We start from the raw sequence: 19403 nt of genomic DNA, 5'->3' as shown, positions 1-19403 counted from the left end.
ACTGCACTATGCTGAAAGCAGCGGAGAAGCGAAGTGGGGCTTTCGTCCCAAGGAGATGACTATGGCGCTGTGGGATGAGTCGCAGGTGCAGGAGAGAATCCTGGATTATCTGGATGCGCACCAAATGCTGGCCAGCTTTACCAGTATTGGCGGGGTGGCCGTGCGGGATGGCGCCCACTGCCAGTGTCGATTGGTAGAAAGCGGTCAGGACCAGAATCTGCTCAGCTGTCTGGTCGATTTCGAGGAAGAAATCGGTTTTGGTGCCGCCGAGCGGCAACGCCTGCGTCAGCAGGGCGAGTTGCATGTGGTTCTGGGTAGTGATGGGGTGGTGCGCGATGCCTGGCTGTGCCGTGGGGGAAGCTGCTGAACCCTCACTCCGAGGCGTTTTCCTGCAACGCCCGCTCGATGCGGCGATCGGGGACCAACCAGAGGAATGCTACCAGCACATACATCGCCAAAGCCGGCCAGGGGTGACCCAGCGCCGCAGCGCCGATGCCTAGCGTATAGAATACCGGCGAAGCGTTTCCCTTCCAGTCGCGGCCAAGGACCGCGCGCAGCTGCGATTGCGCGCCCTGAAAGGCGATGATCTGGCGCTGGAGCAGCCAGTAGGCCAGGGCGGCGGCCAGCAAGACGATACCGTAGAGTAGCGCGGGCAGGGCGGCAAAGTGGTTTTCCCCCAGCCACGCGGTCATGAAGGGGAAGAGAGACAACCAGAAGAGCAGGTGCAAATTGGCCCAGAGAATGCGGCCATTGACCTTGGGGCACAGGTGCAACAGATGGTGGTGGTTGTTCCAGTAGATGCCGATGTACACAAAGCTCAGGATGTAGCTGACGAACACCGGTAGCACGGGCAGCAGGGCGCCGAGGGTCGGGGTCGAAGGTGGCCGCAAATCCAGCACCATGATCGTGATGATGATGGCGATGACGGCGTCGCTGAAGGCCTCTAACCGGGTTCTGCCCATAACGAGTCACGACATTCCATGGCAACAGATAGCCGCAGTGTCTCACCACTATTGCTAGCAAGCCAAGCGCGAAACACATAGATTATAGTAAATATAATAATTTATAATAAAAAATTATATTCTATATATGTATCTTGGATACTCTCTGCTCGTGCCCAATATCGGGTACAAGCAGGAGATCCTCCATGAATACCAACCTCTTGACTGCCGTCACGGGCGGTCTGTTGTTGATCACACCGCTTTTGTACATCTTGGCTGCCCTGCCCAAGGCGCTTCCCGGAGTGGTCTCGGCGCAGCGCTATCGGGCGCGGATCCAGTTTGTCTCCATCGCCGGATTTTTGCTTGCGCTGGCAGCAGTCGTGGGCTACGCCCTGGGCGCACAGGGAGACTTTGTCCTGTTCGCACTGCCCTTGCCGGCCACTGCGGCGCATCTCGACCTGTCGGTGCAGCTCAACGCCATGACCATGTTGCTGGCGCCTTTGGTGTCCTTTGTGTTGATGATCCTGGCGCGATTCAGTGTCGAATATCTGGACGGCGACCGGGCGCAGGCACGCTTCTTTCGTCTCCTTGCCCTCACCGGCGGTTTTTTTCTGCTGGTGACTATTGCCGGTAACCTGGGATTCTTCACCCTGGCGATCATTGCCACGGGCTTCAGCCTGCACCGTCTTCTCGATTTCTATGACGACCGGCGCAAGGCGATCATGGCGGCGCACAAAAAATCACTGTTCAGTCGTGCTGCCGATCTTTTTCTGCTGCTCGCCAGCGGCCTGACGGCGATTGGCGCGGGAACGCTGGAGTTCAGCAAGATCGCTGTCCTTGCCCAGTCTCCAGCCTTCCCCTGGCAGTTGCAGCTGGCGGCCTGGTTCCTGGTCTTTGCGGTGATCCTGAAAAGTGCCCAGTTCCCCTTCCATGGCTGGCTGATCCAGGTCATGGAAGCGCCAACCCCGGTTTCGGCCTTGATGCACGCCGGTGTGGTCTATAGTGGTGCCATTGTCGCCATGCGCATGAGTCCGCTGCTCCTGCGCGAGGAGTCTGCTCTGCTCTTTTTGGGAGTCATTGGCTTGCTGACCCTGGCGATTGCCTCGCTGGTCATGATCACGCAAACGGCAATCAAGTCCTCTCTGGCCTGGTCGACGGTGGCACAGTTGGGTTTCATGTTGCTGGAATTGGGTTTGGGGCTCTTTTATCTGGCCCTGTTGCACTTGTTGGGACACTCCTTGTACAAGGCGCACGCCTTCCTCAGTTCCAGTAGTGGGGTGGACCAGTTACGGCAGCTGAAGCCGCAGGCAGAGAAGGGCGGCTTTGCGACCTGGCTTCTCGGTACGCTGTTGGGTTTGGCGGCGTCTATGGGGTTGGCCCTGGCTTTTGCGCTGCAACCTCTCGGGCACCCGGTGACCCTCGCGATTGTGGTCATCATTGGTATCGCCATGTCGCAGATCTTCATCAAGGGGGCGCTGTTTCCCAGCTGGGGTAGCCGTGCCGGCGCAGCCGTTCTGGCGGTACTGATGATGCTGGTCTACTACGTGCTGCACATACTCTTTCATGGCTTCTTTGGGCCGGATTTCGCTGTCACCGTCAGCAATTCCGTCCACTACCAGGTCTTTGCCGCCTGGGTGATGCTGACCTTTCTGTTCCTCTCCTGGATTCAGGGGCCGGGAAGGATGCAGCTGCCGGTAGCCTGGCAACAGAGTCTCTATGTGGCCCTGTATAACGGCCTCTACGTAGACCTCTGGATCGAGAGGATTGCCTATCGGCTATGGCCAGAGAAGTTTGCCGTCGAAAAACAGGGACCGAGGATGGAGTTTGCGACCCTGGAGTCTGATGAGATCACGAATACTGCGGGAGGTGGACGATGAAAGAAGAGATCATGCAGAAGCAGTGGGAAGAGGCTGTACAGCAAGCCTGTGCCCGCATCGCGCCGGTTTGGCCTTTGGACTCCTTTGTTGCCGTCAACCCCTATTGGGGCTTCGTGGAACAGGATTTTGCCGAGACGGCGGTATATCTGCACCGTCTCTCCGGTGAAAAACTCTTCCTCGACCGCTCCTGGTTTCGCCAGCAGTGGGAAGCCGGCAAGATGCGCATCGAGGACGTGCAGGCGGCGGCCGCGGATTTCGCTCAGACCCTGAGCAGCAGTGAGGTGCATCGCTATCTTCGCCGCGAGGAGACGCCACCGACGCAGCCGCTGGCCCTGCTCAGCAATGTCCTGCACCGACCGGATGCCCCGGCCCTGGAAGACTTCCTGCTCGATCAGATCGGACAGTTTCTGGCGGCGTACTATGATCGCGGCCAGGCGGCCTGGACGCGTCCTGGTGCGGCGGACGAACAGGGGCTCTTCGATGCTTGGCGGCAGTATGCACTGCGCAATCGCAGCGCCAGTGTCATCGGCATTGGCGATATCCGCCGGATCCTGCTGCAGGTACCGAGGGAATCCGCGGCGGCGCGCCAGTGGGCCCTGGAAATTCTGCAGATCCCCGATGGACTGCTCTCCGACTACCTTCTCGCCTTGCTGAAGTCCATCGGTGGTTGGGCCAGTTGGTGCCGCTACCAGGTTTGGCAGGCGGAGTTGCAGGGGAAAAGTCGCAGCGATCTGCCGGAGCTCTTGAGCATCCGCCTGGTCTGGGAGGCGATGCTGCACGCCTTTGCCAGCCCAGAGAAGCGCAAGCAGTGGCGTAACGGGCTATGTCGTTGGCAACATGGTGAGATCCAGCCATTACAACGGGAGATGGATCTGCGCGAGGCGTGCCTGCGTGCCTTGGAAAAGAACTTTCGCCAGGGGATTGCGCGGCAGTTCCATCGCCGTCGGGAGGACTCACCGGTATCGTCTGCCACGCGTCCCCGCTTGCAGGCGGCCTTCTGCATCGACGTGCGCTCGGAGGTCTTTCGGCGCCACCTCGAGTCGGTTATGGAAGATGCGCAGACCATCGGCTTTGCCGGATTTTTCGGGGTGCCGTTGCAGTACCAGCGGGCGGGAGAATGCCATGCCCGTGGTCATCTCCCGGTCCTGCTGCCCGCCCAGATGACGGCGCAGGAGTCGCTGCCCGGCAATCTCCAGAAGAAGCGCCTCGGACGCCTGCGTCGGCGGGCGGAATGGAAACAGTTCAAGACTGCGGCAGCGTCCTGCTTTTCCTTCGTGGAGTCCTCTGGAGTGGCCTATGGCTTCCGTATGTTGAGCGAAAGCCTAGGCTGGCAACAACCCTCCCAGGCACCGGATCAGGCGGGGCTGAGCGCGGACGAGATGCGCCAGGTGCATCCGGTGCTTGCCGATGCGGCTTTCACCGGTAACGCGGAAGCCAAGGCGGAGGCCAAGACGGAGCTTGCCGAAAAAATCCTGCGCGGCCTGGGGCTGACGCAAAGCTTTGCCGAGCTGGTACTGTTGTTTGGACATGGCAGCACGACCACCAACAATGCCCACCGAGCGGGTCTTGACTGTGGCGCCTGTGCCGGCCAGACCGGGGAGGTCAGCGCCCGGGTGACCGTCGACCTGCTCAACGATGCGGCGGTACGCAGCGGGTTGCGGCAGCGAGGGATAGCTATCCCCTCCGACACCGTATTCCTGGCGGGTATGCACGACACTACCCTGGACCAGACGCAGTTGTATCCGTCTTCGCTGGCACCAGCACCGGAGTTGTTGCAGGAGGTACGCGAGGCCCTGCAGCGTGCTGGGGATCTCACCCGCCTGGAGCGGATCACCAAGCTCGTCCCCGGGGTAAGTGACTCGCAACAGGCCGAACGCTTGCTGACCTGGCGGGGCAAGGACTGGTCGCAGGTGCGTCCGGAGTGGGCCTTGGCGGGTAATGCGGCCTTCATCGCCGCACCGCGCTGGCGCACGGCGGGCGCCAATCTGGCAGGTCGCGCCTTTCTGCACGACTACGACGCGAAAAAGGACGCCGATTTTGCCGTCCTGACCCTGATCATGACCGCACCACTGGTGGTGGCGAGCTGGATCAATCTGCAGTACTACGGCTCGACGGTGGACAACCTGCGCCAGGGTAGCGGTAACAAGGTGCTGCACAATGTCGTCGGTGGGCTGGTCGGCGTTCTCGAGGGTAACGGTGGCGATCTGCGTGTGGGTCTGGCCGTGCAGTCGCTACTCGATGGCTACGAGCTGCGCCACGAGCCGCTGCGCTTGTCGGTGTTCATCGAGGCGCCGCAAGCGGCTATGGATCAGATCATCGCTGCCCACGCGGTGCTGACGAATCTGGTCGATAAACGCTGGATCATCCTCTTCCAGATCAATGAAGACAGCACATTGCACGAGCGGTTGCCGGGAGGGGGATGGCAGACACGCGCCATGTAAAAAAGCCAGATTACGTTCCTGATCCCTCGACGCCCGGCGCGAGGGATTTTTTTATGGTCGGCCAGATCTGTTCCAGTCGTTCCCCGATTTCCCCCTCCTTTTGCCGGGCGAACTGCAGGAATGCCTGCGTCGCCAAGGAGAGTGGCCTTTCCTTGGAATAGACCAGGTACCATTGCCGCAAAATCGGAAAGCCCTGGACATCGAGAACGCGAACGGGCCCTTGCGTGCCTTCCAGCGACAGCGAGTGCAAGGACAGGACGGCAATCCCCAGATGGCCGATGATGGCGTGCTTGATCGCCTCGTTACTGCCCAGTTCCATGCGCACATGGGGGTGAAAATCCTCTTGCTCGAAGACGCGCATGGTGGCTTTACGCGTACCAGAGCCCGGTTCGCGAAAGAGAAAGGGCTCGTTTGCCAGATCTGCCAGGGGAATGGAAATCCTGCCTACCAGAGGGTGATTGGCCGGCGCCATGACCACGATCGGGTTCAAGGCAAAGGCGATGGATTCGATGGAAGAATCCTCCTGCGGTGGCTCGCCCATGATGTAGGCGTCGTCCTCGCCCGCTTGCATGCGCTCGAGGATGCGGTCGCGGTTGGTAACCTGCAGGAAAAGATCGATTCCGGGATAGCGTTCGCCGAAGGCGCCCAGCAATTCTGGGGCAATGTATTTGGCCGTACTGACGACGGCAAGACGCAGATGGCCACGCGCCAGACCGTGACGTTCGGATATGGCCGTCTCCAGGTCGTCCAGACTTTGAAAGATGCTGCGGCAGCAGGCGTATAGGTCCTCGCCGACGGGGGTCGGGCGCAGGCCCCGTCCGACTTTTTCAAAAATCGGCTCCCCCAGAGTTTCTGCCAGGGTTTTCAGCTGGATCGATATGGTGGGTTGGGAGACAAAGAGCTCCTCTGCCGCCTTGCCAACACCACCAAGCCGCACTACCGCTGCAAAAATCTGTAACTGACGCAGACTCAGATTGCGTAGCAGCCTGTTTGCCATGCCGATTACCGGCTAACGGTAGAGTGCCGCTTGGCCCTGGCGTTGCCGGGTCTGGCTGGGGCGGGCACCCTTGGCTGCTGCTTGACGGACGACCTCGTCCGGATCCTGCAAAAGCATCTGTCGTTGGGTTTCGTTGAGAAGAGGATTGCGGGCGATCGCGTAGCGCACATTGGGGTCTCTGTCGCTACAGAAGGCCGCGACCTGCTCGGGGCTCAGATCGGGGCGCTTGGCAATGCACAGACGAATCACATAGTCGTCGTCTGCGGCAAACTGAGCCACTTCGCTGGGCCGGAGATCCTGGCGCCGGGCAAAGTAGCAGCGGGTTTGCACCCACTGCTCCCGGGCCAGGGCCTGCCGGTACAGATCAGGAATTTCTGGGGCCAAGGCCCAGCGCAGCCGGGCCTCCAGATCGAGACTACGCCAGGGTGGCAGATCCCATGTGTCGCATTCCTGCATCCGTTACTGCGGGTTGCAGGTGTAGCCCGGCGGGCAGGAGGGGGGTGGGGTATTCTGGATACAGTTGTATCCCGGTGGGCAGTTGGCCGGCTGTTGCTGTTGGTTTTTGGAGACTGCATAGCCTGCCAGCCCCCCCAGTCCGGCACCAATCGCCGCTCCCGTCAGGGGGCTGCCGGATTGGTTGCCAATCACAGCACCGGCAACGGCACCCAAGGCGGCGCCTGCAGCAGTGTCGGTGGTGGTTTTGCTATTGCCCAAAGGGCTGCTGTTGTACCCATAGGGGTTGCCATAGGGATTGTTCGCACAACCGGCCAGCAACAACGTAGCCAGCATCATGCCCAACCATTTTTTCATCGTCTTTCTCCTCGTTCTCTTTGTCACCAGTTGACGTTGAGGCGCTTAGCACGAAGCGTGCCCGATATGCATCTCTGAAAAATCAACGTATTTGCTCGCGTCAAAACGATCTGTTGTCGGGACTTGGCGACATTAGCCCACAGAACTGGCCATCCGCTTGCGATACTGGCTCAGATCCTTGGCGCTGCGAATCGGTACGTCGAGGAGCGCCGACAGATTGCGCAGGATGCCATTGACCACCTTGCCCTCCCAGATCGTGTCGAAGTGAATCTGATTGTCGAGCCAACGTTCCAGCCAGCCGGGATCGGGGAGATGACTCTGCACGCTGTCCTGCGGATACATCTCCTTATTGACGTGCAGGTTGGTGGGATGCAAGGCCTTGGCGGTCTTGGTATTGGCCATGAGCACACCAATCTTGGCAAAGGCCAGGCGGGCTGAGTCGCCCACACGCTCCACCGCCCGACGCATGTACTTGAGGTAGATGCCGGCGTGCCGTGCCTCATCCTTGGAAAGCGTTTCATAGATGAACTTGATGACTGGTTCCTGGTGCCACTCGGCAGCGGCCTTGTACCAATGCGTCAGACGAATCTCACCGCAGAAATGCAGCATCAGGGTCTCCATTGCCGGCGCTGGATCAAACTCGAAGCGCACCTCATGCAGCTCTTCCTCGGTGGGCAGGTATTCGGGCGCGAAGCGGCGCAGATATTCCATGAGCACCAGGGCATGCTTCTGTTCTTCATAAAACCAGATCGACATGAAGGCCGAAAAATCCGAATCGTCGCGATTGTCGCGCAGAAACATCTCCGTGGCAGGCAGGGCCGACCACTCGGTAATGGCGTTCATCTTGATGGTTTGTAGATGCTCTGGGGCGATCTTGCTGGCGTCGAACTGATCCCACGGGATGTCCTTCTCCATATTCCAGCGGGCGGCCTCCAGGGCTCTGAACATTTCGGGGTATAGCATGGTACCAACCTCTCTCGAAAAACCTTGCCTGTCAAACAGGAGTATTTCTCATTCTACGGCAAAGTGCCGGTAAAGAAATACCCCCAAATTGCACAATGGCAAAGAAAAAACCCCGCCAATGGCGGGGTGGAGTGTCAGCACCGCGGGCTTTAGTCGGCTTGCCGGCGCAGAAAGGCAGGGATGTCGAGATCGGCATAATCTGCCACCGGGCGTGGGGCGCTGCGCTGGTCAGTACTGGTTGCGGCACTGCGCGTCGCTTGCTGGCGCAGGGCTGCAGGGCGATCCAACTGGCGCCAATCGACGGCGTTGGCGGGCGTGGTCACTTCCGGGCGCAGACGGTTGTTTTCTACCGCCAGCCGCACCGGCTCGCGCTGCAGACCGGTGGCGACCACAGTGACGCGCATTTCCCCTTCCAGGTTTTCGTCGATCACGGTGCCCACCTTGACGTTGGCATCGTCCGAGGCGTAGCTGCGGATCAGCTCACCGACTTCCTCGAATTCACCAAGAGACAGGTCGTTGCCGGCGGTGATGTTGACGAGAATGCCACGTGCGCCGGAGAGGTTGATGTCATCCAGCAGCGGGCTGCTGGCGGCGCGGTTGGCGGCATCGCGGGCGCGGCTTTCGCCACGGGCGGCGGCCGTACCCATCATCGCCAGTCCCATGCCGGACATCACCGTGCGCACGTCGGCAAAATCGAGGTTCATCAGGCCGGGACGGGTGATCAGCTCGGAAATGCCCTGCACTGCCCCCATCAAGACGTTGTCGGCAGCGAGATAGGCATCGCGCAGGCTGATCTGCTTGCCTAGTACCGCCAGCAGTTTTTCGTTGGGGATGATCACCAGCGAATCGACATGCTGCGCCAGTTCATCGATACCGGACAGGGCATATTGCTGGCGCTTTTTGCCTTCAAAGTTGAAGGGTTTGGTGACCACGCCGACGGTCAGGATGCCCATGTCGCGGGCGATGGAAGCGACCACGGGCGCTGCACCGGTGCCGGTCCCGCCACCCATACCCGTCGTGATGAAGAGCATGTCGGTATTTTCGAGCACGCCGCGGATCTCCTCGCGGCATTCCTCCGCCGCCTTGCGCCCGATCTCGGGGTTGGCACCTGCGCCCAAGCCGCGGGTCAGTTCACTGCCCAGCTGCAAAGTGCGCTGGGCATGGGAGTTGCGCAAGGCCTGGGCATCGGTATTGGCGCTGATGAATTCCACGCCTTCCAGCCCGGTCAGGGCCATGTTATTGATCGCGTTGCCACCACCGCCGCCTACCCCGATGACCTTGATGACGGCTCCTTCCTGCTGCATTTCGTTCAATTCAAACATTGTCGATTCCTCTTGCTGGATCTGTGGGATGGGGGACTCAGCCGAAGCTGGTCTGTACCCAGTTGCGCAATTTGCCAAAGACGCCGCCCATGGCCGCGGCGCGATGTCCTTCGTCGCGCACCGTACTGGTGGCGGCAGCGGGCTGTTGCACCGGCTCGGCCTGGCCGGCCAGCCCGTTGTGCATGCCATACATGACCAGACCGACGCCGGTGGCATGCCAGGGGGCGCGCACCACCGTTTCCATCCCGGCCAAATGCATGGGCTCGCCGGTGCGCACCGGCAGGTGCAGAATTTCCTCGGCCAGTTCGGCCATGCCCTGCAGGCGGCTCGAGCCACCGGTGAGTACGACGCCGGCGGCGACGAGGTCTTCAAATCCGGTGCGACGTAGTTCGGCCTGAATGAGCTCGAAGAGTTCGCGCACGCGCGGCTCGATGATGTCGTTGAGCACGCGACGGGAAATGGTGCGCGGGGGACGGGCACCGACACTCGGCACCGGGATGTCGTCGTCCTGTTCGATCAGGTCGCCCAGGGCACAGCCATAGAGCTTCTTGATCTGTTCGGCCTCGACGGGTGGGGTACGCAAGCCCAGAGCGATGTCGTTGGTGATCTGGTCGCCGGCAATGGGAATGACCGCGGTATGGCGTACGGCGCCATCGCGGAATATGGCGATGTCGGTGGTGCCGCCACCGATGTCGACCAGGCAGACGCCCAGCTCCTTTTCATCCGCGGTGAGCACGGCATCGGCGGAAGCCAGTTGTTCGAGCACCAGGCCCTGCACCTGCAGGCCGCAGCGTTCGACGCACTTGGCAATATTCTGCGTGGCGCTGATGGAGCCGGTGACGATGTGGACCTGCGCTTCCAGGCGCACTCCCGACATGCCGATGGGTTCGCGTACCCCTTCCTGACTGTCGATGGTGAATTCCTGGGGTAGCACATGGATCACATTCTGGTCCTGCGGAATGACGATGGCGCGCGCAGCGTCCATCACCCGACCGAGATCATCATTGCTGACTTCCTTGTTTTTGATGGCGACGATGCCGTGGCTGTTATAGCCGCGGATGTGTCCGCCAGCGATACCCACGACCGCGCCGTGGATCTGTACCCCGGCCATGAGTTCGGCTTCCTGTACCGCGCGATTGATGGCCTGCACGGTAGATTCAATGTCGACGACCACGCCCTTTTTCAGGCCACGGGAGGGGTGCTGGCCAACGCCGATGATTTCTGCCTCGCCCGTGGAGCGTGCTTGCGCCACGATACAGGCGACCTTGGAGGTACCAATGTCCAGACCAACGATGAGTTCTTGATTGCCGCGTTTCATTTCCTTTCACTCCTTGGGGCTGCCGACCCCTCACTGACACTCGTAGAAGCCGCCTCCGGCAAGGCGACCGCGAAACCGTTGTTGTAGCGCAAATCCATGCTGGCGCCGGGCACCAGGTACTGCTTGATTTCCGGGGCGACGCTGACCCAGCGTTGCACACCTTCCATGATCTTTTCCCGACCAAGCACCAGTCGGACCCCATTACTGAGGATGCAACGCCAGCCACCGCGTGGGTCGAGCTCCAGGGCGCGTACCTGCAGATGCAGAGGTGCCAGGGTCTGATCCAGCTTTTGCCGTTCTTGTAGCATTTGTAGTCCTGCATCCGCCGGACCAAAGAGGGCAGGGAGCTGTTGCGGGATCTCGTTTGCGGGTACCGGATAGACTTTACCGTCTTTCCCCAGGACCTCGCCGGCGCCCCCCAGCCAGCGGGCTACTGGCTGCACCCCCTGCAGGTCGATCGCGATGCGATCGGGCCAGACCCGGCGTACATCGGCATTGGCTACCCAGGGCACCTGCTGCAGGGCGTCGCGCACTTGCGTGAGATTCACCCAGAGAAACCCCTGTCCGAGGAATGGCGCAATGGCGCGGTTGATTCGATACACCGGGATCTTGGATGACAGTCCTTCGATGTGGATGGTAGCGATGGGCATCAGCGCGGGCTGACGTACCCAGTCCCAGGCCTGCAAGGCGCCGAAGCCAAGAGCGAGCAACAGCCCACCCCCGAGGCTTGCGCGTAGGGTCTTGCCCCAGGGAAAGGGCCGGCTGGGAGCGATGGCCGCAGCTGGCTTTTGACTCTCTTGTGGTGGCGGCGCCTTGGCGACCGGTTCCCGTCGGTATCCTTGCAAATCGCGAATGGCACTTACCATGATTTCACTCCCTTCCCCGCGTTGAGGATACGTCTGCATAACTGGCCAAAATCCCAGCCGATGGCCTGTGCCGCCATGGGCACCAGACTGTGACTGGTCATACCGGGAACGCTGTTGATTTCGAGCAAGGCCGGCGCCCCGTTTGCATCCACCAGGAAATCCACCCGGCCCCAGCCGCGGGCACCGATTTCGCTGAAGGCCTGCAAGGCAAGATCCTGCAATTGGCGGTCCAGGACATCGCCGAGACCCGAAGGCAAGAGGTAGCGGGTGTCGTTGGCAATGTACTTGGCGTGGTAATCATAAAACGGGCCATTGGCCTCGATGACGATCGGTGGCAGAGCCTCGCCACCGACGATGGCGACGGTGACTTCCTTGCCGCTGACGGCGGCTTCCACCAGCACTTCGCTGTCGTGGGCGAAGGCCGCGCCGAGGGCGCTTTCCAGCTCCTGGGTGTTGCCAGCGCGGCTGACGCCAATGCTGGAGCCGCCGCGGTTGGGCTTGACGAAAAGCGGCCAGCCCCAGCTGGACAGACTGTTGGGCAGGGCGTCATCGGCGCGCAACAGCATGCCGCGGGTGGTGGGGAGGCCAGCGCTTTGCCAGAGACGTTTGCAGCGCCACTTGTCCATCGACAAGGCGCTGGCGAGTACCCCGCTGCCGGTATACGGGATGCCCAGGTTGTCGAGATTCGCCTGCAGATGTCCATCTTCGCCGAAGGCACCATGGCAGACGTTGAAGGCCATGTCGACGCCCGCATCGCCCAGTTGCGCGGCGATGTAGTGCGGCTCGACGTCGATGCCGCAGGCGTTCAAGCCCGCATCCTGAAGGGCTCGGAGTACCGCCGTGCCACCGCGTAGGGAGACCTCGCGCTCCTCCGAGGGGCCGCCGTAGAGTACGCCAATACGCTGCTTTTTCGACATCCTGTCCTCATTCATCAAAATCTTCTCCCAGCACACGCATTTCTGGCTGCAAGACAACGCCGAAGCGACGGCGCACCGTTTCCTGCACTTCCATGACCAAGCCCTCGATTTCCCGTGCGCGCGCCTGTCCGCGATTGAGAATGAAATTGGCGTGTTGCGTGCTCACTTCGGCATCGCCGATGCGACGTCCCTTGAGTCCTGCCGCCTCGATCAAACGCGCCGCATGGTCGCCAGGGGGATTGCGGAAGACCGAGCCGCAACTCGGCCAGGACAGGGGCTGGGTCGCCGCCCGCTGGCTCTGCCAGGCGCGCAGCTGAGCGCGCAGTGCATCGGGTTCTCCGGCGGATAGACGCAGCCCGGCGCGCACAAAGCAGGCATCGCCCTGGCCGCGTACGGAGCGATAGCCCACCTGAAACGCGGCTGCAGGACGGCGCTCCAGCTCACCGTTGCGATGGAGCAGTTCGACCCACTCCACCAGGGGCCAGGTTTCTCCCCCATGGGCACCGGCATTCATGGCCAGACAACCGCCCAGGGTGCCGGGAATCCCGGCGAGAAATTCCGCACCGGCGAGACCATTGCGGGCGGCGAAATGGGCGAGTTTGACCGCCGAAATCCCGGCCTCGGCAACCAGTTCGCTATGCTCGCCGATCGTCATTTGATCCAGTCCATGGGCAAGACAGATGACCGTCCCGCGCAGGCCGGCGTCGCGCACCAGGACGTTGCTACCGAGGCCCAGCCAGGTGATCGGCCCGTGGGAAAAATTCCGCAAATAGCCGACCAGATCTTCTATGGTGTCGGGGATATAGAAACGCTCTGCTGTACCCCCTACCCGCCAGCTGCTATGGCGTGCCAGAGACTCACCGAGACGCAGACGACCACCGATCATGCCTGCGCCCCCTTGCCAAAAATCGCATCCCAAGCCCCGGCAAGCTGGCTGATATTCCCTGCTCCCATACAGAGCAGCACCGCATTCTCGGGTAGCAGGAGCGGGATTTGTGCTGGCTGCTGCAGGGCGCCGGGGAGATGTATGGCATCGGCTCCCTGCTGTTGCAGGGCGGCTACCAGGCCGGCACTGTCGGCGCCGCTGATGGGGGCCTCTCCCGCCGCATAGACATCGAGCAAGATACTGCGGTCGGCCTGCGCCAAAACTTCCACGAAATCGGCGAAGAGATCTCGAGTACGGGTAAAGCGATGTGGCTGAAAGAGCAGTACCAAGGGGCGTTGCGGCCAGATCCGGCGCGCCGCGGCGATGGTGGCGGCCAGTTCCCGCGGGTGATGACCATAGTCATCGACAATGGTGTACCCCTGCCAGTCGCCGAGCAGCTCGAAGCGCCTGGCCACCCCCCGGAACCCAGCCAGGGCCTCGGCGATGACTTCCTGGCTGACTCCCACCTTGCTGGCGATGCCAATGGCTGCCAGGGCATTGAGGACATTATGCTCGCCGGGGATATTCAGTTGCAGGTCGAACCAGTGCACCGCCTGACCATCCACGCGGCGCCAGATCTCGACCTCGCTACCCAGACCGCGATAGCGAATGTTGCGTGCCTGCAGGTCACTATCCTCGGCCAGTCCATAGCCCAGCACCGGCGTGCGCAACTCCGGCAGCAAGCCGCGCACCATGGGCTCATCAGTACAGAGTACCGCCAGGCCATAGAACGGCAGACGCTGCAGAAACTGCAGGAAAGCGGCGCGCAATTGCCCCATGGTATTGCCGTAGGTCTCCATGTGGTCAGCATCGATATTGGTGACCACTGCCATTACCGGAGACAGGTACAAAAATGAGGCATCGGACTCGTCCGCCTCCGCCACCAGATACTCACCGCTGCCAAGAGCAGCGTGGGTTCCGGCACTTTTCAGACGTCCGCCAATGACAAAGGTGGGGTCCAGCCCTGCTGCCCCGAGGATGCTGGCCACCAGACTGGTGGTGGTGGTCTTGCCGTGGGTACCAGCGATGGCGATCCCCTGCTTGAAGCGCATTAGCTCCGCCAGCATCTCCGCGCGACGGATGACGGGGATACGCTGTTCCCGCGCAGCGACGATCTCGGGGTTGTCATCGTGGATGGCGGAGGAGACGACCACCACATCCGAACCGCGCACATTGGCGGCCGCGTGACCACTGAAGATGCTCGCGCCCAGATCGCTGAGGCGCAGAGTCGCTGGGCCGGGACGCAGATCGGAGCCGGAGACGGCGTAGCCCAGATTGAGCAGGACCTCGGCAATACCGCGCATGCCGGCACCGCCGATGCCCACCAGATGGATTTGCCGCACCCAGTTACGCATGTGCAATTCCTCCGCAGGCATCGGCGACATCTTGGGCGGCGTTTACCCGCGCCTGACGGCGGGCCGCCTCGGCCCAGCGCAGTCGCAGTGACGGATCCTCGAGCAGTGGCAACAGAATGCTGTGCAATTGCGCCGCGTCGAGTCCCTCCTGACGCAGCATGCGACCGGCTCCGGCGTCTTCCAGAAAGCGGGCATTGGCCGCCTGATGATCATCTACGGCAAAGGGGAAGGGAATCAGCAGACTGCCAAGGCCGGCGGCGCATAACTCCGCCACCGTGGCCGCGCCGGCCCGGCAAATCGCCAGATCGGCCCAGGCGAGGGCCGTGGCCATATCGTCGATGAAGGCATCGACCCGCGCCGGGACATTTGCGGCAGCATAGGCTGCCTGGGTCTTTTCCAGATGCGCCTTGCCGCATTGGTGCCAGATTTCCGGCCGCTGCGCCGGCGGCAGTTTGATCAGGGTGGCGGCGCAGATCTCGTTCAGCACCTGGGCGCCCTGACTGCCCCCCATGATCAGAATCCGCGCTTTGCCCTGATGTTGCGCAAAGCGTAGCGCTGGCGCGGGTAAAGCGGCAATTTCCGCGCGTACCGGATTACCCACCCAGCGGGCCTTCTTGAGCCCGGTATCGGGAAAGCCGGCAAAAATCTGGGTAGCCAGGGGCGCGAGCAATCGATTGGCGAGTCCGGGAATGGCATTTTGCTCATGCAGGCAAAGGCGCTGGCCCAGGCTCCAGGCGGCAATCCCGGCAGGGGCCGAGACGTAGCCCCCCATGCCCAATACCGCTTCGGCGCCGCACTGGCGGAGGATCCTGCGCGCCTGTAGTACCGCTCGCCCCAGGCGCCAGGGTGCGCTCAGCCAACGCTTCCATCCCTTTCCGCGCAGGCCCTGCATGTCCAGTTGGTGGAGAGGATAGCCGGCGGCGGATACCAGCCGCTGTTCCATACCCTGCGCCGTGCCGATCCAGTCGACGGCGACGCCTCGCGCACGCAACTCCTGCGCCACGGAAAGGGCGGGGAAAATGTGTCCGCCGGTACCGCCGGCAGCGATGACGACGCCCCTAGCCATGTGCCACCTCCTCAGCCTTTACTTGCTGCACCTTCGCCTTTTTCGCCAGCGGCGGATAGCGGCGGCTCACCGCGAGCACCACTCCCAAGGTGGCGCAGAGGAAAACCAGGGCGCTACCGCCATAACTGATCAAGGGCAGGGCAAAGCCCTTGGTCGGCAGGGCCCCGAGGTTTACGCCCAGGGACATCACCGCCTCGCCACCAAACCAGATCAGGGTGCCGTAACAGAACAGGGCATAAAAGGCATCACCGGCGGCGGCGGCGCGGCGACCAACGCGATAGATGCGCCAGCAGGCCACCGCATAGAGGAAGATCAGGGCCCAGATACCGATCATCCCGAGTTCTTCGCCGATCACCGCCGGGATGAAGTCAGTGTAGGACTCCGGCAGGTAAAAATACTTCATGATGCCGTTGCCCAGTCCCACTCCAAACACACCACCGCGACCAAAAGCAATCAGAGATTGCACCAACTGGAAGCCGCTGCCATAAGGATCGGCCCAGGGGTTGGAAAAAGAGGTAATGCGGGCAAGACGATAGGGAGCAGATACGGCAAGTACCCCCAGGGCCGCACCGGAGGCGATGCCAGCAATGAGCACGTAGCGCATCGGCAACCCACCCAGGAAAAGCAACGTGCCGGTGATCGCCACGACCATGAAGAAGGAGCCAAAATCCGGTTGTAAAAGTAGCAGTACACCGAGGACAAAAAGCAGGATGAAGATCGGCCATAGGCCGTCCTTGACGCTGCCGAGCAGCTCGCCCTTGCGCACCACATAGCGGGACATGAACAGGAGCAGGGCAAACTTCAGCAGCTCTGAGGGTTGCAAGCGGACGATCAGAAAATTGATCCAGCGGTGTGAACCATTCACCCCCACGCCGATGACCGGCACAAAGACCACCAGCAGGGCAATGAGGGAGATGCCCATGAGCGGAAAGGTCATCCGCTCCCAGAATTCCAGCTCGACGCGGCTGATGTAGTACATCCCAGTGAGTCCGAGGATGGCATAGAGCACCTGCCGTTCCGCAAAAAACAGTGGGTTGCCGGTTTCCTGTTGGGCCACCGGAGCGCTGGCCGAGTAGACCATCACCAAGCCAAAACAGAGCAGGATGATCAGGATCCACCACAATACGGTGTCGGCTTTGCCGTTTTCCGCCAACCACCAACTCGGCTTATGCATGGGAAGCTCCTGCCAGGGCATGGACGGCAGCGGCAAACTGCTGTCCGCGGTCATGATAGTCCTGGAACATATCGAGGCTGGCGCAGGCCGGCGAGAGCAGTACCTGATCTCCAGGTCGGGCGAGGGCGGCGGCCTGCCGCACGCATTCCGCCATGCCGCTGCGCCCGGTACGCCGGATGGGCAGCTTGCCAGCCAGGATTCTGGCCAGTTCCTCTTCCGAATTTCCCAGCAGCACAGCGCCACGCTGTCCGACACAGGCTGCCGTAAGAGGCTCGAGATCAGCACCCTTGGCGTCACCGCCGAGGATCAGGACCAAGGGGCCGGAAAGGGCCTCGATGGCGCGCAGACTGGCGCCAAGATTGGTGCCCTTCGAATCATCGAAATAGTCGACACCATCTGCCGTCGCCACCCACTGCAGGCGATGCGGCAGACCAGTGAAATTCTGCAAAGCCTGTCGGATGGCCGCCTGCGGAATCCCTGCCGCGCGTGCCAACAAGGTCGCGGCCAGGGCGTTCTCCTGATTGTGGCGTCCGGGAATACGGAGTTCATTGACGGGAAGGAGCACCTTGCCGTCGATGACGATCTGCCCGTCGACAATCTCGCCTGCGGCACCGGGCCCAAAACGGCGTACTGTGACTTGTGTCGAAAACTCGCTGGGAAGCCTTTGCAACTCCGCATCCTGGCCAGGCAGTACCAGAGTGTCGCCAGCACCCATGCACCGAGCGATGCGCCACTTGGCGGCGACATAGCGGGCAAAATCGCCATGCCAGTCCAGATGATCCGCGCTGATGTTGAGGATGGTCGCGGCACGCGGGCGCAGGCTCTCACAGTATTCCAGCTGGAAGCTGGACAGTTCGAGAACGTAGAGTTCCGGCTCCGTGCCTCCTTCCTGCAGCAGCAACTCCAGGGCCGGGGTGCCGAGGTTCCCCCCCACCGCCACCTGCATCCCTGCTGCCCGCGCCATTTCGCCGACCAGGGTGGTGACGGTGCTTTTGCCGTTGCTGCCGGTGATGGCGATGACCGGCCCCTGCGCCTCTTGCGCGAAGAGCTCGATATCGCCCCAGAGCGGAATCCCCGCGCGCCGCGCTGCCGCCAGGGCTGGGGTCAGGGGTGATAATCCCGGACTGCAAAGCACGTGCTCATACGGCAAAAAGGCATCTTCCGGCCAGTCACCAAAATGGATCTGGACTCCAGGATACCGTTCCCGCCAGGCTTGCGCGTCCAATGTTGCGCGGGTATCCCACAAGGAGCAATCCGCTCCTCGCGCCAAGGCAAAACGGAGCAGGGATTCCCCAGTCTTGCCCGCCCCTGCTATCGCCATCTTGCGTGCTCGCCAGTCGGTCTTCTTCATCGGATTTTCAAGCTCGACAGGCCAATCAGCACCAGGATCACGGTGATGATCCAGAAACGGACGGCAACGCGCGGTTCCGGCCAGCCTTTCTTTTCGTAGTGATGATGGAGCGGCGCCATGCGGAAGACGCGCTTGCCGGTCAGGCGGAAAGATGCGACCTGGATCATTACCGATAGCGTCTCGACCACGAAGACCCCACCCATGATCACCAGCACCAACTCCTGCCGGGCGACGATGGCAACGATGGCCAAGGCGGCTCCCAGGGCCAGGGCGCCGGTATCGCCCATGAAGACCTCGGCAGGATAGGTATTGAACCAGAGAAAGCCCAGTCCTGCTCCCACCAGCGCGCCGCAGAAGATGATCAACTGGCCTGCACCTGGGACGAAGGGAACCTCGAGATAGTTGGCGAAAACCGCGTTGCCTGCCACATAACTGAAGATGCCCAGAGCCCCAGCCACCATCACCGTGGGGACAATGGCGAGTCCGTCGAGACCATCCGTAAGGTTGACGGCATTGGAGGTACCGACAATGACGAAATAGCTGAAGACGATGAAGCCGATGCCCAGTGGAATCAGTACGTGTGGGACGAAAGGCACGATCAGGCTGTGGGGTAGACTCCCCTGGCCCCAGAAATACAGGGCCGTGGCAGCAGCGATGGCGAAAAGCGACTGCAGGCCATATTTGCCGCGCGCCGAGAGGCCCTTGCTGTTTTTGCGGCGCAACTTGCGCCAGTCGTCGATGAATCCCACGAAGCCAAAGGCGAGAGTCGTCAGCATGGCAATCCAGACCATGGGATTGCCGAGGTCGGACCAGAGGAAGGTGGTCAACAGTACGACCAGCAGAATCAGCGCCCCACCCATGGTCGGGGTGCCTTGTTTACTGAGATGAGTCTCCGGCCCGTCGTTGCGCACCATCTGTCCAATCTTGTACTGGCGCAGTCGGGAAATGACGATGGGACCCAGACCCAGGGACAAGACCAGGGCGGTGAGGATGCTCAAGACCCCGCGCAGGGTCAGGTAAGAGAAGACGTGAAAGCCGTGATAGACGCCTTGCAGCTGGAGCAGGAGATAATAGAGCATT

At 61.5% G+C, this 19403-nt stretch carries 18 protein-coding genes; 3 read left to right on the top strand and 15 right to left on the bottom strand.

What is annotated here, in order from left to right; genetic code table 11:
• Nucleotides 1-61: 61 nt before the first annotated feature.
• Nucleotides 62-367 (top strand): hypothetical protein, encoded by a 306-nt coding sequence (locus MQE22_RS11580; RefSeq protein WP_215873064.1) that lies wholly within the window; start codon nucleotides 62-64, stop codon nucleotides 365-367.
• Nucleotides 368-371: 4 nt separating this feature from the next.
• Here MQE22_RS11580 and MQE22_RS11575 read toward each other — a convergent pair whose 3' ends face one another.
• Nucleotides 372-962 (bottom strand): TMEM175 family protein, encoded by a 591-nt coding sequence (locus tag MQE22_RS11575; RefSeq protein ID WP_215873063.1) that lies wholly within the window; start codon nucleotides 960-962, stop codon nucleotides 372-374.
• Nucleotides 963-1147: 185 nt separating this feature from the next.
• Here MQE22_RS11575 and MQE22_RS11570 point away from each other — a divergent pair, with 185 nt between their 5' ends.
• The gene (locus tag MQE22_RS11570) at nucleotides 1148-2818 is read left to right on the top strand and encodes a proton-conducting transporter transmembrane domain-containing protein (RefSeq protein WP_255789748.1); all 1671 of its coding nucleotides are present in this window, start codon (nucleotides 1148-1150) and stop codon (nucleotides 2816-2818) included.
• Nucleotides 2815-5259 carry a YbcC family protein gene (locus MQE22_RS11565; RefSeq protein WP_255789747.1) on the top strand — a complete coding sequence of 815 codons (2445 nt, stop codon included), beginning with the start codon at nucleotides 2815-2817 and terminating at the stop codon, nucleotides 5257-5259. Before MQE22_RS11570 ends, MQE22_RS11565 begins: the two co-directional genes overlap by 4 nt.
• Nucleotides 5260-5269: 10 nt before the next feature.
• Here MQE22_RS11565 and MQE22_RS11560 read toward each other — a convergent pair whose 3' ends face one another.
• From MQE22_RS11560 to mraY, 14 genes are all read right to left on the bottom strand, one after another.
• Entirely contained in the window at nucleotides 5270-6256 is a 987-nt protein-coding gene (locus MQE22_RS11560; RefSeq protein ID WP_255789746.1) for a LysR family transcriptional regulator, read from the bottom strand.
• A 12-nt stretch (nucleotides 6257-6268) separates the two neighbouring features.
• Nucleotides 6269-6712, bottom strand: coding sequence for a hypothetical protein (locus tag MQE22_RS11555; RefSeq protein WP_255789745.1), 444 nt, complete (start codon nucleotides 6710-6712; stop codon nucleotides 6269-6271).
• Between the two features lie 3 nt (nucleotides 6713-6715).
• Complete coding sequence (locus tag MQE22_RS11550; protein ID WP_255789744.1) at nucleotides 6716-7066, bottom strand: glycine zipper domain-containing protein; 351 nt, start codon at nucleotides 7064-7066, stop codon at nucleotides 6716-6718.
• A gap of 132 nt (nucleotides 7067-7198) precedes the next feature.
• Nucleotides 7199-8029: a ferritin family protein gene (locus MQE22_RS11545; RefSeq protein ID WP_215873057.1), complete on the bottom strand. Its 831-nt coding sequence runs from the start codon at nucleotides 8027-8029 to the stop codon at nucleotides 7199-7201.
• Between the two features lie 149 nt (nucleotides 8030-8178).
• Nucleotides 8179-9351 carry a cell division protein FtsZ gene (ftsZ, locus tag MQE22_RS11540; RefSeq protein WP_215873056.1) on the bottom strand — a complete coding sequence of 391 codons (1173 nt, stop codon included), beginning with the start codon at nucleotides 9349-9351 and terminating at the stop codon, nucleotides 8179-8181.
• A gap of 37 nt (nucleotides 9352-9388) precedes the next feature.
• Entirely contained in the window at nucleotides 9389-10669 is a 1281-nt protein-coding gene (gene ftsA / locus MQE22_RS11535) for a cell division protein FtsA (RefSeq protein WP_215873055.1), read from the bottom strand.
• On the bottom strand, nucleotides 10666-11535 hold the full coding sequence (locus tag MQE22_RS11530; protein ID WP_215873054.1) for a cell division protein FtsQ/DivIB: 870 nt from the start codon (nucleotides 11533-11535) through the stop codon (nucleotides 10666-10668). The genes ftsA and MQE22_RS11530 overlap by 4 nt, the downstream gene beginning before the upstream one ends.
• The gene (locus MQE22_RS11525) at nucleotides 11529-12452 is read right to left on the bottom strand and encodes a D-alanine--D-alanine ligase (protein WP_215873053.1); all 924 of its coding nucleotides are present in this window, start codon (nucleotides 12450-12452) and stop codon (nucleotides 11529-11531) included. The genes MQE22_RS11530 and MQE22_RS11525 overlap by 7 nt, the downstream gene beginning before the upstream one ends.
• Nucleotides 12453-12459: 7 nt before the next feature.
• On the bottom strand, nucleotides 12460-13338 hold the full coding sequence (gene murB / locus MQE22_RS11520; protein WP_215873052.1) for a UDP-N-acetylmuramate dehydrogenase: 879 nt from the start codon (nucleotides 13336-13338) through the stop codon (nucleotides 12460-12462).
• Nucleotides 13335-14732 carry a UDP-N-acetylmuramate--L-alanine ligase gene (gene murC, locus MQE22_RS11515; protein WP_215873051.1) on the bottom strand — a complete coding sequence of 466 codons (1398 nt, stop codon included), beginning with the start codon at nucleotides 14730-14732 and terminating at the stop codon, nucleotides 13335-13337. Before murC ends, murB begins: the two co-directional genes overlap by 4 nt.
• The gene (gene murG / locus MQE22_RS11510) at nucleotides 14725-15798 is read right to left on the bottom strand and encodes an undecaprenyldiphospho-muramoylpentapeptide beta-N-acetylglucosaminyltransferase (protein WP_215873050.1); all 1074 of its coding nucleotides are present in this window, start codon (nucleotides 15796-15798) and stop codon (nucleotides 14725-14727) included. The genes murC and murG overlap by 8 nt, the downstream gene beginning before the upstream one ends.
• Nucleotides 15791-16972, bottom strand: a complete 1182-nt coding sequence (gene ftsW, locus MQE22_RS11505; protein WP_215873049.1) for a putative lipid II flippase FtsW — start codon at nucleotides 16970-16972, stop codon at nucleotides 15791-15793. Before ftsW ends, murG begins: the two co-directional genes overlap by 8 nt.
• A complete protein-coding gene (gene murD, locus MQE22_RS11500; protein ID WP_215873048.1) occupies nucleotides 16965-18323 on the bottom strand; it encodes a UDP-N-acetylmuramoyl-L-alanine--D-glutamate ligase in 1359 nt (452 codons plus the stop codon). The genes ftsW and murD overlap by 8 nt, the downstream gene beginning before the upstream one ends.
• On the bottom strand, nucleotides 18320-19402 hold the full coding sequence (gene mraY, locus MQE22_RS11495; protein WP_215873047.1) for a phospho-N-acetylmuramoyl-pentapeptide-transferase: 1083 nt from the start codon (nucleotides 19400-19402) through the stop codon (nucleotides 18320-18322). Before mraY ends, murD begins: the two co-directional genes overlap by 4 nt.
• Between the last annotated feature and the right edge of the window lies 1 nt (nucleotide 19403).

It is taken from the genome of Acidithiobacillus sp. YTS05 (assembly GCF_024396695.1).
Taxonomy (GTDB): domain Bacteria; phylum Pseudomonadota; class Gammaproteobacteria; order Acidithiobacillales; family Acidithiobacillaceae; genus Igneacidithiobacillus; species Igneacidithiobacillus copahuensis.
The sequence above is the reverse complement of the archived record's forward strand: the minus strand, read 5'-3'. Positions and strand labels throughout refer to the sequence as shown.